We start from the raw sequence: 12,490 nt of genomic DNA on the forward strand, positions 1-12,490 counted from the left end.
ATACGGCAATGTTTCCAAAGGCGTCCTCAACTTAAATGCCGAATCGCCCGTTCCATGCAGGAGCAATATCAGATTCCGGCTTCCGCGCCACCCCGAATCCCGATCTCAAGATTGGACAGCTCCAACCAGTTTTGCCTTGTTGAAAACTAACCCAACCGTCCCGCATCGCGAGCTAACGCCGCAGGGCGTAGGCCAGAACTTTGAGGCCGGCTTCGGTGAATAGGCTGCTCTCGGAGCGGGCCGCCAGTGCCGAACCCAGTGTCTGTTTCAAGCCACTCATGAACGATTCCACCAACCAGCGCCGGCCGTAACCGTTTTTCTTCAGCCGCCGTTTCGTCATCTGTTGCCGATACTCACCGCCGACGCTGCTGTCCGCACGACGTGCCGCACCTTGGATTACAATTCAGGCGCTTCACGCTTGTCGTTGTACGGTCCCCAACTGACCACCAAACCAGCCGGCAACATCGAGCCGGCCACGATACAGACCGAGAGTTTCACATATTTCTTCCGTGTTTTTCCGCTCCGCGCGCGAAAGTACGCACTGGCTGACGACGTTTCCAAACCGGTCGAATCGATCGACGCCTCGTCCGCATCGGTGGCGAATTCCTTTACGATCTCCGCCAACATGGTATCGCCGATTTCCAAGACGTGCGATCGATTGGCGAATTACTTCAGCGTCGAGTAGTGCGGCAAGCGTTTGAGGTCCAACCGTTTTTTCAATGGGTTGGACGTGTCGAGAATTTCGATGATGCTGCGATTAGGTCATTTTCAAGTACGCCTTGAGAATCAGGATCGTCAACAGCTGCGACTGTGTGAATTTCTGCGGGCTTTTGGGGTGCGAATAGGGCTGGATGAATTTCGTGGCCAGCTGCATCAACAGAGAAGCGACTTCTAACAGCACGTTCGTTTGCTGGGGTTGGCTCATGGAAAATACATTGAGCGCGACGCAGCCAACATTTCAAGGGGTGTTTTCAACAAGGCAATTGGCTATCTACTGGCACGCCCCGTCGAGCGTCCACAACGGCCGCTCAGGTGGCCTAAGTCGTGATAGGGACCCAGGCCGGGGTAACCAGGCCAAAAACCGCAACATCGGCGGTGGAACCCAAGTGAATCGACGCCGGTGATGGGTTACGATAGACGTTCGGTGCTGTGTGTCACCCAACAACCCAAGGGAGCGAACCGTCCATGAACATTGAAGAAAAAATGGAAGTCCTCGAAACAGATTTCAGGGACTTCCAAGAAGCCGTGCAAGAGAAACTGATCACCTTTGAAGTCAACTTAAGAAAACTGACATGGAGGTTCCATGAACAATTCCCACACTATGGTCTGGAACAACGGTTTTTTGAATTAGAAGAACAACTTTACGATAAAGGGGTTATCGCCGCAGCTGAAGACAACGAAGACTATGACGGCAGGCCCGAATCAAAAAGTCTGTACGAAAAATTCCAGGTTCAACAACTCCGCCAAGCGTTGGCAGCAAAGGAGGCCGAGTTGGACCAGTTAAGGGCAAAGCTTGACGAGTAGAAGCCGGCCAGTCTTCACCAATCTCCCAGACAAGCCGCACAGGATGCCCATCCCATCTTGCAGCCGTAGGTTTTTCCTTTCGGGAACCATACGATGGAACCATTGGAAACGGTCATTGTTCCGAGGACGCTGCCGTTTTCCTTAACAGTGAACTCAATGTCGGATCGGCCCAAGGGTCGCTTGGGAACGTCAAATGCTACTTCATGCTTTGGCATTTCAGTGGTGGAATCGCGTCGCTATTCGTTACTTTCAAGCCGCTGCTCATTCACTCCTTCAGATGTGGCTTTTTCTGGGCGATTGCCTGCTCCGCTTCTTCCATTGACACTTCTTGCCAATTTTCACCGAGCAGCTTTCGCATCATGGCGATCGCTTGCTCACGCGTCTGCCCCGTGTTCTCGCCATGTCGCTGCCAGAAGGCTTCCCACCAGTGCGGTGGCTCAACGTGCATTCCGTGATATTCGGTAGGCCGGCCCGTGGGGCCTTCCACGACCAGACTCCCCACGTAGTCGGCTTGTTGGTAGACCTTGTTGATCTGCTTGGCGATGTCCATCATGTCCTGTTCCGAGACGACACCGTTGCTCGTGGCTTTGTAAAACTGCACCGTCACTCGAATCGGATACGTGTCGTCACGCTCGATCTCCAGACCGTCGATCTCTGTGAACGGCCCCTCGACCTTACCGTGTCCGATGACGGCTTCTTCAACATCGCTCAGTCCTGCATCGCAGTACATGAGGATGCCGGTGTCTCCCCCGGCAAAGCCGACAGGCATTGTATCAAATTGCATGGGCTCCTTCTGTTTGAGCGGCACCTGGATCAGCAACACCAGATTCAGTCCCTCACGATCTTCGGGAGACGGCGCCTCAGTCGACTCTCCTGTGGCTATATCATCGGTTGCAGCCAGAAAGTCGCTCTTTCTCTGCCCGGTGAGGCTGGCTCGTTCTCCGTTCTGATTGAAGAATAACCGTTGGCCCCAGGTTTCGCCCGCCTCGAACCCATCACGGGTATTGTCGATTACCGTGACGCTCGTACCTTCCCGCGTGGCAAGAATCGTGAGGACCGCTGGGTCGCCGGCACGAGATTGGTAGTTGAACAAGACGGGGTTGAATTCGGCGATGCCGTCCTTCGGAATCGGTAAAAAACAGGCTTGAGAGCTGACCAAAACATGGGAGTCACGGTCGTCTGCCAGTAGCGATTTGCCGTCCCCTTTCCAACTCTTAGAATCTGTGAGGTAAGTGCGGAGGTTTCGCAGCAGTTCACGAAGGGTGATCTTCTCCAGCGGCTGTTCCTTTTCGTTGCCCACCAGCAAGTAGAACTCGTCGGGCGAGATGTCAGCACTCAGGTCTGAAAAGTTCGGATACCGGATGACTGGCATGCAGCTGAGTTCGAATTCGTCGCTGCCAGCGATCTTGTGCTGGACCTGAATTGTCATATCGCTGATGTTCGGCCCGACAGCAGAATTGTCAAATCGTGCCGTGTCTTCCCAAGTAACATCCAGAACGTGGAGGCCGTTTTTTTGGGCCAGGCGTTGAGTTGCCTCGTCACGCACCATCCCGATCGTTTTGGAGATCACATCGGCGTAATCGTCGGTCGTGTTCATTGCCTTGACCCAGAGTCTTCGCGATTGTTGACATGTTCGTGCCTAGTATCAGGCGTTCCCGCAGTTGATTTGCTCGACGCATGAATCTAAGACCAACTCAATAATAAGATGTCGTTCTCACGAAGCAAGTTAATAACAGAGCTTGGGAATGGATGTCAAAGTTCACTAGGCCGACTCCGTTACCAATACAGAAGGCTGCTCCACGGTCACGAGGTTCGAGAGCGGGGCAGGGGGCTGGTTCAGATCCTGGACGGTATCGAAATCTCGCTTGCGGTCCAAATGTCACGTAACTGGGGAGTAGAACCGGATCCATCAGCTGTCGGTCTGCGGCGGAAGACGACGCCGAGTCTACCAAGAATCCGTTGGTGCCTCATCGTCTGGCGAGAAAAAATGAGAATCGGTGCGGTAGGCCAAAATCGGCATGACGATTCTGCGCGTGAGGCGCCCGGCCAACCGCACCTGCCAACTAGAGACAGAGCAGATAGGCCACAAGGTCGTCTTTCTCCCTCTTGGTGAGTTTTAGCTCTAGCACGAGGTTGAAGAATTCCACAGTGTCATGCAGTGTCGGGCATCGTCCGTCGTGCAGGTAGGGCGGGGAGTCTTTAATGCCTCGCAGCGGAAACGTCTTGATCGGACCTTCCGGACGGCAAACGAAGAACCGCTCCAGGCGCAAGTCATGCATATAGTCATCAACGAAGGCGGGGCCGTAGTGGCATTTCGCGCACTGGGCCTTTCCATGAAATAGCTCCTCTCCTCGAAGTTCTTGCTGCGTTGCAAGTTCTGGAATGAGACGCATGAGTGGATTCAGCTTTTCCGCCGGCGGGTAGTCGATGATCGAATTGAAGTCGCCCATCCGGTTCGTGACTTCGCGTTTTGCGGCTCTGGGGCCGATCGCTTGTTGCATACCCGGATCGCCATCGAAATACTCTTCCACTTCGGAGAAGTGATCCATGCTGCGTATCGAGCGCTTCGACGAGAGTTGCATCAGGTTGTAGTTGCCCCGCATGGTCGGTGTGTCGGTACGGAGACGGGCCATATTCGGCCGTGAGTCAGGTCCCAGTTCAATGGCACCGTTGGTATGTCCGTTCACGTGGCAATCGAAGCACGCGACTCCCTTCGAAGGCTTTTCCGTCACGCGATGATCGGTGTGATTGAACCAAGTGGTCGGCGTGGGCCGTAATAACTCCTTGAGTCCCTCCATCTGCTCAGGAGTTAGCAGTCCGTCGAAAATTTCGTAGTAGTTGTCTAAGGTGACTTCCTGGCCGTTGGTGACGTCCCCAAGTTCCTTGTGATTTGAGAGAAATAATGGGGGGGGGAATTCCGGCAAATACTCATCCGGAATATCCAGGTCGACGTCGATACGACGATGTTCGGGGTGCGCTTTGATCCACGTTTCCGGGAACAGCATGTGCGCGTTTGATTGCAGCGGATGGGCCAGAGGCTTGTAGGGAAACAGGTCCTGCTCGCGAATCTCGTTTGGCGTCATCGCCGCCAGTTCTTCGAACGACTTCACGGAGGCCAGACGGGCCACGGGGCCGCGCATGATCGGCTTGCCACCCGACATAGATTTTCCTTCAATCGCCTCACCGGAGAAGTCGAAACGATCATTCATATAAGCATGGACATCCGCCATCAGTTCCGGTTTTTGTTTGCGATGAAACTCGAGCCATTGCTCGAACCGCATAGGAAGGATAGGCGATCCGAAGGATGAGCCGCCGCGTCCGTAGTAGTTCCAAAGATCGAACGGCGTACGCATCCCCTTCGTGATCGTGGGGTAAAGCTTAAGCCCGTCTTCCTCGAACGGCTTCACCGGAGAGATACGGCGGTACGATACGTTTTTGGCAGTCACAGGAACATCGCCGGTTTCTTGTGGTTCTGCGGCTTCGAGTCTGGCGCTGCCAACCGGAATCCGGCTAAGCCCCGTCCCGCGATATTTGTCGTACGTCAGGTGGATGCCAAACGTTAGACCCAGTAGAACGAGCACAAGAATTGCCCTGGATAAATTCTTCTTGATAAACGACTTCATTGGAATTTCCTTGGAACGAATAAAAATAGATGTGCTTAGTTTTCACTATCGCTTTGGCGCCGCGGAAGAACTTGCGGCAATAGAACGGTCCAGCCGGCCGCAACAAAAACGATGTTCTTGAAGATGTATTGGCCTTCTATGTTGGGAGCCAGCGGAGCAATTTTGAAAGTGAGCTCCGGCAGCAACACCAACGGCAAAAAGGTCCCAATCATGTGAGCACTAAAGAGAACAAACGTGATGCGCGGAAAAATATTGAGAAGAAATCCTATGCCAATCGCCGTTTCGAGGATCGCCAGCGCAAATTGCGCGGACTGCGCATCGAAGAAATGAAAGCTGACAATCATGACAGTCTGCGTCGCTATCAATTCTGCCGGGCTGAGGTCGGGATAGAATTTGAGAACGCCGAAGTGGAAATATATGAGGCCCATTGCCAAGCGAAGGAAAATCGGCGACCGATAGACGATGTCATTTGAGTGTGGCATAGATTGGATGAGGAAACACCTAGATAGGAATGCAAAGTATTCCATAGTGCGCTACCACACGCTGTTTTGTCTGTCGGCGCAATTCTTACTTTCGTGTAGCTGATTTACGACACGGGCGTCGTGGCACCTGTCAGGCGTCTCGCCGGAGAATCAGCCAACGACGTCATGTTCGAGCGCAAAGCGGATCAACTCGGCTGTGCTGGAGAGGTTCAACTTTCCCATGATCCGTGCCCGATACGTGGATGCAGTGCTGGTACTGATCTTCATCTGCTTAGCACACTGCTGCAGAGTCTTGCCGGCACCGAGGATCTGCAGAAAATCGAACTCACGCTGCGAAAGTGACTCCAAACCGACACGCTCGCGCTTTGGCCGCCGAAGATGGTGGAGCACCTCTTGAGAAATTCGCGGCGAAATATAAATTTGCCCCTGACGGACAGTGTCGATTCCCGCAACAAGTTCGTCGACCGCCGCTGACTTGATGATGTAGCCATGGGCACCAGATTCTAGAACACGAACTGCGTAGTGAATATTCTCGTGAACCGTTAAAACGAGAATCCTGAGATCGGGCGACTCTCGCAGGAGCTTCTCGATCAATTGTGGGGCGTCCCAAGTCGGCATGGAATAATCCAGCACGAGTACTTCCGGCTGTAATTTGCACACGGCATCCAGCGTCTGTGCGCCATCGCTTGCCTGAGCCACAATCGTGATTTTCCCGCTTTCTTCGAGAATTCGCGCAAGCGCTTCGCGGACCATTTCGTGGTCATCGGCCAACACAACCCGGATTGGGGAATTGATCAGTGGCATTGTTCAATCATGCCTTTTCGAAAAACACTCACTTCGATTGCCCCTCTTCACACAACGGGATCGCGACATGGATCTGCGTACCTTCACCAGGCTTTGATTGCAGATCAAACTGGCCATTCAGCAGCTCGACGCGTTCCCTCATACCAAGGATTCCCAGGCGCGTGGAGTCCTTCTGCTCTTCGAGCTCAAACCCGACGCCTGAATCTTTCACCGTCATGTAAAGCATCTCGCTATCAGTCTCAATGTCAACGTCCACCTGACCAACCTGGGCGTGGGACACCACATTCGCCAGAGCTTCTTGCAGGATTCGAAACGCGTTCTCGCCGATTTTAGATGGTATTCTCTCTCGATGAAAATGTAACCGAGACCTCACGTCCATCTCCTTTCGGTCTTGGTACTCGGATAGGAAGCTCTCGACAGCGTCGCGCAAGCCAAGATCGTCCAAGACGCTTGGGCGTACGCGCGTCGCGATTTCGTGCAAACTCTTCAAAAGTTGTTCGGTTTCCTCTATAGCTCGCCGAAGTAACGGATTTGAACGAGTTCCGCCTTCCTGTTTTTCCAGCGACTGCAAATCGAGACTTATGGCAGTCATTTGCTGCCCGAGTTCATCGTGCAGATCGCGAGAAAGATTTCGGCGTTCAGCTTCTTGGGAAGACAACAGCAGGCTGGAGAGTTTCCGCAGACGAGACTCCGATTCCACGATGCGCTGTTCATGGTATCTCCGGATCTCACTGGACCGCGCCCAGTAGAGTGCCAGCAAGGCGACAACCGCCATCACTCCGACGTACATAAACAGCAGTTGGCTCAAGAGTTGTCGTGAATGTGCCGTCGCGACCGAGGAGGAGACATGAGAGACGAGAATCAGAGAATTCAGATCGTGGTCAGCAATCGCTTTCGTTGAGGAACGTATCGGCTCGGCAGATGGTCTGTGACCAGGTGAGACGCATTGGAATGTGAACAGATCTTTTCTCGCACGAAGCTGTCCAGCATCGAGACGCTTTCCTTGTTCCCAGGCGACTGGGAAATCAACACGAAAACTGTGCCGATGCCCCAGCAACCAACCCCACTCGTGACGCGGGTCAGCTGTCTGTAAATACTCTCCCGCCGGATTGACCAACATCGTTTCGCCGCTAAATCCTGCAGAGACCTGTTTCAACTTGGCTAGTAGCGGCGCTCCTAAAAAGTTAAGGACTAAAAGACCACGCTTTTCGCCCGAGTCGTCAAATACCGGTGTGAGGAATCGGATTACAGGGTTGATCGGACGTTGAATTTGTCCGTGCTCCACGTTCAAATCAAACGGTGAAACAAACACCTCACCCTCTTCGAGCGACAACCCTCGTTGATAATAGTAGCGCGTCGTTTTGGTCTGCAATTCATCTTGAGGTACGACTATGGCGTCTCCGTCACGGTAGTTGACGCGAACGGACTCTTGCCCCATCGTGTCAAGACACCGAACTTGGGCGTACACGCCCTTGTTCAGTGCGAAGCTCGCATAGTCACGTTCCAGCTCACTTCGTGCCGACTGGTCGCCTGAGAGGAACCGCGTCAATTTCTCTTGATTAGCCAGGTAGAGAAGATCCGACTGAACTCCTCGAAATTCGAACAGGAGCAACTCCTGCTGGAGAGCCACAACGTGTTGTGCCTTTTGTTCGAGCATTCCCCGTTGATGAAGAACGTCTTGATGATAGATCACTGCGATGATGACCGAAAACACCAACGCCCCGCAAGAAAACGATAGGAGAAAACGCCGCCAAACCGCAGGTGCCATAATAGAGACGTGGTTAGGCTGGGGTTTGGGCATGTCGCAGCGCAGTCCGAGGATCGTCCGAACGGGGATAGGGCGTGAGCTTGCTCCATTGTGGCCTTTCCTAGAGCCTGTGGCAAGACCCGCAACCTTGCGTCTTGATAGGACAACGTAGCGTGGGATGGATCTGCCACTAGTTCGACGCCAATCTCAAACACATCGCCGTCAGCCACGTACCTGCCAAACAATCGCCCAAAGTGCAACGTCCAAACAGGCCGCAAACGAGGTCCAAAGAAGCGAGCCCCATCGCCTAGCCTAGCCGCGCCACTAGGGGGCGCGCGAGACGGTTGCTCGTGGCACTTGTTGGTCTCCCTTTGTACCCGGTTAGCCGATTGTCTCTGCCGATGCCGACCCACGTGTTATGAGTTTCGCAATCGAGTTATTAGGTGCGTTAACCCGGTTCGATCGTAGCTTGGACCACCGCTCTGGACTCGGTGCATTTCCTTTGGGTCGGATTCAAAAGTCATTCCGACGGGATCATTGGATTTTGTAAATAGCAGCTTCTAGCGGCGGTCTTGGGCGTGCTTGTATTCTTCAAGTGTCTCCGTTAACGCTCGCGTTGCAACGGCAACTATCAGTCCAAAATATATTGTGCCGATAAATGCGAGGTAGACACTAATGCATTGCCCGATTCCCGTTTTAGGTGTGATGTCGCCAAATCCAATGGTTGACGATGTGATCAGTGAAAAATAGATCCCCTGCGAATAGGGAATACCTTCGCAACGAGCGAATGCCAAACCTCCCGAAACGACTAAGAAAAACAGCGCTTGCAGTATGCCGCGGAGGACATGGCAGTAGTGGACAAAATGAAACACAAATGTCAAAAAGCTCTTAATAGGCGTAATATCCTTGGACTTTTTATTGGCCATCTTCGGAATCCTCTTTCGGAGCCACACCAGGGGCGGGCATTAGGAATTCTTCCAGTTGTGCGTCGTCTCGCTCGACGTTATCTGGCGCAAGAAACGGATCAGTTGCAGTATCCGTCGGTTCGTCGTCCACGAGCAAGACTTGTGTTTCAAATCCGGGGTAACGAATCTGCCAGCCTCCACCGAGTGCGCGGTAAATGGCAACCATGTTGAGAAGTACTTGGCCCTCAGCCGCTGCCATCTGGTCCTGGGCACTACGGAGACTTCCTTGCAGGACGAAAATCGGTGAAAAGTCGATGGAACCTTCCTCGAACTGGATCAAAAGTAGCTTTAAAGATTCGTTCAAGTCATCAACGCCCTTGCGGAGTGATACGACTTCACGTTTTGACTTCAGAAACGCGATCAATGCGTCCTCGACTTCTTGATTGGCGACCAGAACGGTATTCTGGTAACTCGCGATCAGTTCCAAGAGTCGAGCATCCTGCAACAGCACATTGTTTGTGATGCGGCCGTAATTCAAGATATTCCAGCGAAAAGATGGACCGATTGACCCAGCCGCGCTGGCTGAATTAAACAGGTCGCTGAAATCTTCCGACGACTGGAAGACTTCGCCGTTAAGCGAAATGCTTGGGAAAAAGTCTGACATGGCTACGCCGATTTGTGCCGACTGTGCCGCCACCTGTCGCTCTGCTCGACGGACGTCGGGCCGCCTCCGCAACAGATCGGCAGGTATGCCCACTGCAATATCCGCAGGAACCTCTGGGATGCCATCACCTTTTCCTAACCACATCGAGAGGTCGGTAGGCGGGATCCCCATTAATGTGCATAGGCGGTTGCTCGCTTGGCGAAGTCCTGTCTCTAGAGCGGGTATCGTTGCCGCTGTCCCGTTCAGATTCGCTTCGGCAAGATACACTCCGACTTTACTTGTCTTGCCTTCGTCAAAACGCGTCGTAGAGAGTTGTAGCGATGACTCCTGCACCTCAACGTTCTGACGTGCATATTCGATTCGTTGCTCGAAAGTGCGAATATCAACGTATGCCGCCACGACCTCTGCTAATAGAGACACGAGGACCGCATCGTAGTCGTAGATGGAGGCCTCGAGCCGTGCATCGGCAGTCTCCAACGCACGGCGAAATCTTCCCCAAACATCGATTTCCCATGAGGCATTGAAACCTACATCCCATTCACCAAACGCTCGAATTGGCGGCGGAAGTGCGACGGATTGGCTTTCCTGGATTCGAAGAGCGTCACCAAATGATTGCTGTACCTGCGGGAAGAGATTGCCCGCTGTGATGGCGCGGCTTGCCTGAGCCTGCATGATTCGACTTCCGGCTTGGCGAAGCGTCAGGTTTTGAGCGAGCGCTGTCTGCACCAGATTGTCGAGGGCGGGATCCTGAAAAACGGACCACCAATACGGATCATCAGGTGGCAGAGGAAGGACATGTTCATTGCTGATGTCGATCCATTGCTCGGCGACTGCCGCAGTGGGCGGATGATAATCAGGTCCCACCTGGAATCCGTTTTGTGCCCATTGAGATAGTCCGCACCCGCTGGCGAGCAAACAACTCACCCCAATGAAGAGCATCCGATGAACCGATCGTGCCGACAACGTTGGATTTCCCGGGGCTGGGGGTTTTAAGATGGCTGCCCACTGGAGAACGGGCGCTCTGCGGACGTCTTGCTATATCGTAATAATCGGCAAATCCCTCCCAGGTTTTCACTTCAAGCAAGCGTAAGTTCCAACATTTATCAACCTATTGGAAAAATGTCCTTTGCAAAACCTGCAGATCTCCTGGACTCTCCGTAGGTTGTGGTTATAAGATGACCGCGTGCTAGGTTTCTTGTCTTATTCAGGTCTATGCGAAAAGCGAGCCATGATTCAGATACCGGCGGAATTGCAATTAGGGGGAGTCTATTTGCCCCCCTTTTTCCTGGTGTGCCTGTTAGGATTGTTCGCGACCGTGGCGATTACTCAGATACTGAATTGGACCGGGCTGAGCCGATTGTTCTGGCATCCTCCGTTGGCATTCGTTGCCATGTGGGTGGCAGCGTCATCGCTGATTGGTTTGGTGGTGATTGCTCCTTAGAAGTTCGCGATGCCCGACATTATGAAATTCGCCAAAACATTGATCCCTAAGCTGATCACATGGACGCTAGTGGCAATAGCGGCCTTCGGCGCATATTCGCTTTACGTGCGCTGGACTTTGCAGCCGTGGACAAGAGACGGTCAGGTGCGTGCCGACATCGTTAAGATCGCGCCTCAGGTAAGCGGCAATCTCGTTAATGTCGCGGTGCATGACAATCAATTTGTGCACAAAGGTGACTTGCTGTTGGAGATTGATCAAAGTTCGTATCAGTTGGCTGTCAACAAGGCCAAAGTTGCCGTCGACCAAGCCCGAGACGAGGTCGCCTCACTGGAGGCGTCCGTGCGCGTCTCTGCTGCGAATTACGAAGAGGCTAAGGTAAGCGTCACGACTGCGGGCAGACAAATCTCTTCCGCGGAAGCCAGTTTGCAATCCGCAAAAGCGTCCATCGATCAAATGAAAGCCGGTGTCACGGCTGCGCAGCAATTAATCAAACAACGTCAAGCCGAGTTGTCTAACGCAAAGTCTGAAGCTGCACGCGCGAAACGGCTTGTTGCCAAAAAGGCAGGTTCGATAGAAGATGCCGAGAGTTCCGCCGCAACGGCGATTGCCAAGGAAGCACAACTTGCGAGCGCCCAGGCCGGTTTGATACAGGCCCAGGCCTCGCAGACTCAATCGGAGGCAGCGCTCAATGAAGCGAACGTCAACCTTTTGCTTGCAAAAGATGGATTGTCGGAGTCCAAAGCTGCAGCGACATCTACCAAAGCGTCACTTGACCAAGCCCAAGCCAACCTGGGAATGCCTGGAGACAAAAACGTGCGTGTGCAAACGGCGATGGTCAGCCTTGCTCAGGCGCAACTCGATTTGAGCTACACCAAGATCGTTGCTCCCTGCAACGGTTACATCAGCAACCTCTCGATTGATGAAGGAACGTACGCCGTTGTCGGCCAACCACTGGTGGTCATCGTGGACAGTGACTCGTTTCGCGTACATGCCTACTTTCAGGAGACGAAACTAAGACATATTCAGGATGGTGATCCGGTTGTCGTCACCCTTATGAGTCACCCGGACCGTCAACTCGAAGGCGTAGTGGAAAACATCGGCAACGCGGTGAATCCTCCGAACATCGCTGATACCGAGGGACAACCCGGTGAAGTGCCACAGATTCAGCCCACGTTCGATTGGGTGCGATTGCCTCAACGTGTACCGGTCCGTGTCCGTCTGACAAAAGTGCCTGATGACATTCAACTCATTTCTGGGACGACCGCATCAGTCGCCGTGCAGTCGTCTGTTAAGGAGTAAC

13 protein-coding genes are annotated in these 12,490 nt (G+C 53.3%); 3 read left to right on the top strand and 10 right to left on the bottom strand.

All coding sequences use genetic code 11. The features are described 5' to 3' along the window. Nucleotides 1–172 precede the first annotated feature (172 nt). The 3 genes from CA54_RS29250 to CA54_RS29255 all read right to left on the bottom strand — a co-directional run bounded on the left by CA54_RS29250 (nt 173) and on the right by CA54_RS29255 (nt 925). Nucleotides 173–340: a hypothetical protein gene (locus tag CA54_RS29250; protein ID WP_197532359.1), complete on the bottom strand. Its 168-nt coding sequence runs from the start codon at nt 338–340 to the stop codon at nt 173–175. Between the two features lie 56 nt (nt 341–396). Then, nucleotides 397–645, bottom strand: coding sequence for a hypothetical protein (locus CA54_RS10400; protein ID WP_146370707.1), 249 nt, complete (start codon nt 643–645; stop codon nt 397–399). A 112-nt stretch (nt 646–757) separates the two neighbouring features. Beyond that, a complete protein-coding gene (locus tag CA54_RS29255; protein WP_197532360.1) occupies nt 758–925 on the bottom strand; it encodes a hypothetical protein in 168 nt (55 codons plus the stop codon). A gap of 260 nt (nt 926–1,185) precedes the next feature. On the opposite strand from CA54_RS29255, the gene CA54_RS10405 reads away from it, so the two are divergent. Next, entirely contained in the window at nt 1,186–1,524 is a 339-nt protein-coding gene (locus tag CA54_RS10405; protein ID WP_146370708.1) for a hypothetical protein, read from the top strand. Nucleotides 1,525–1,789: 265 nt separating this feature from the next. On the opposite strand, the gene CA54_RS10410 is transcribed toward CA54_RS10405, so the two are convergent. The 7 genes from CA54_RS10410 to CA54_RS10440 form a co-directional block, all read right to left on the bottom strand. Further along, a complete protein-coding gene (locus CA54_RS10410) occupies nt 1,790–3,121 on the bottom strand; it encodes a hypothetical protein (protein WP_197532361.1) in 1,332 nt (443 codons plus the stop codon). Nucleotides 3,122–3,587: 466 nt separating this feature from the next. After that, a complete protein-coding gene (locus tag CA54_RS10415) occupies nt 3,588–5,147 on the bottom strand; it encodes a cytochrome B6 (protein ID WP_197532362.1) in 1,560 nt (519 codons plus the stop codon). 35 nt (nt 5,148–5,182) lie between these two features. Next, nucleotides 5,183–5,674 carry a doxx family protein gene (locus CA54_RS10420; RefSeq protein WP_146370709.1) on the bottom strand — a complete coding sequence of 164 codons (492 nt, stop codon included), beginning with the start codon at nt 5,672–5,674 and terminating at the stop codon, nt 5,183–5,185. Nucleotides 5,675–5,779: 105 nt separating this feature from the next. Continuing rightward, nucleotides 5,780–6,433, bottom strand: coding sequence for a response regulator (locus tag CA54_RS10425; protein ID WP_146370710.1), 654 nt, complete (start codon nt 6,431–6,433; stop codon nt 5,780–5,782). Nucleotides 6,434–6,461: 28 nt separating this feature from the next. Next, nucleotides 6,462–8,234 carry a sensor histidine kinase gene (locus CA54_RS10430; RefSeq protein ID WP_146370711.1) on the bottom strand — a complete coding sequence of 591 codons (1,773 nt, stop codon included), beginning with the start codon at nt 8,232–8,234 and terminating at the stop codon, nt 6,462–6,464. Between the two features lie 506 nt (nt 8,235–8,740). Further along, a complete protein-coding gene (locus tag CA54_RS10435) occupies nt 8,741–9,106 on the bottom strand; it encodes a potassium channel family protein (protein ID WP_146370712.1) in 366 nt (121 codons plus the stop codon). After that, a complete protein-coding gene (locus CA54_RS10440) occupies nt 9,096–10,613 on the bottom strand; it encodes an efflux transporter outer membrane subunit (RefSeq protein ID WP_197532363.1) in 1,518 nt (505 codons plus the stop codon). The genes CA54_RS10435 and CA54_RS10440 overlap by 11 nt, the downstream gene beginning before the upstream one ends. A 364-nt stretch (nt 10,614–10,977) precedes the next feature. On the opposite strand from CA54_RS10440, the gene CA54_RS10445 reads away from it, so the two are divergent. Both CA54_RS10445 and CA54_RS10450 read left to right on the top strand, forming a co-directional pair. Next, nucleotides 10,978–11,190: a DUF1656 domain-containing protein gene (locus CA54_RS10445; protein WP_197532364.1), complete on the top strand. Its 213-nt coding sequence runs from the start codon at nt 10,978–10,980 to the stop codon at nt 11,188–11,190. Nucleotides 11,191–11,211: 21 nt separating this feature from the next. Continuing rightward, nucleotides 11,212–12,489 (top strand): HlyD family secretion protein, encoded by a 1,278-nt coding sequence (locus CA54_RS10450; protein WP_197532365.1) that lies wholly within the window; start codon nt 11,212–11,214, stop codon nt 12,487–12,489. Nucleotide 12,490 lies beyond the last annotated feature (1 nt).

Source organism: Symmachiella macrocystis, from assembly GCF_007860075.1.
GTDB lineage: Bacteria > Planctomycetota > Planctomycetia > Planctomycetales > Planctomycetaceae > Symmachiella > Symmachiella macrocystis.

Excerpts from the sequence above, each read along its gene's own strand:
- CA54_RS10420 (WP_146370709.1), bottom strand. The coding sequence starts at position 5,674 with ATGGAATACTTTGCATTCCTATCTAGGTGTTTCCTCATCCAATCTATG.
- CA54_RS29250 (WP_197532359.1), bottom strand. The coding sequence starts at position 340 with ATGACGAAACGGCGGCTGAAGAAAAACGGTTACGGCCGGCGCTGGTTG.
- CA54_RS10435 (WP_146370712.1), bottom strand. The coding sequence starts at position 9,106 with ATGGCCAATAAAAAGTCCAAGGATATTACGCCTATTAAGAGCTTTTTG.
- CA54_RS10450 (WP_197532365.1), top strand. The coding sequence starts at position 11,212 with ATGAAATTCGCCAAAACATTGATCCCTAAGCTGATCACATGGACGCTA.
- CA54_RS10410 (WP_197532361.1), bottom strand. The coding sequence starts at position 3,121 with ATGAACACGACCGACGATTACGCCGATGTGATCTCCAAAACGATCGGG.
- CA54_RS10425 (WP_146370710.1), bottom strand. The coding sequence starts at position 6,433 with ATGCCACTGATCAATTCCCCAATCCGGGTTGTGTTGGCCGATGACCAC.
- CA54_RS10445 (WP_197532364.1), top strand. The coding sequence starts at position 10,978 with ATGATTCAGATACCGGCGGAATTGCAATTAGGGGGAGTCTATTTGCCC.
- CA54_RS10405 (WP_146370708.1), top strand. The coding sequence starts at position 1,186 with ATGAACATTGAAGAAAAAATGGAAGTCCTCGAAACAGATTTCAGGGAC.
- CA54_RS10430 (WP_146370711.1), bottom strand. The coding sequence starts at position 8,234 with ATGCCCAAACCCCAGCCTAACCACGTCTCTATTATGGCACCTGCGGTT.
- CA54_RS10415 (WP_197532362.1), bottom strand. The coding sequence starts at position 5,147 with ATGAAGTCGTTTATCAAGAAGAATTTATCCAGGGCAATTCTTGTGCTC.
- CA54_RS29255 (WP_197532360.1), bottom strand. The coding sequence starts at position 925 with ATGAGCCAACCCCAGCAAACGAACGTGCTGTTAGAAGTCGCTTCTCTG.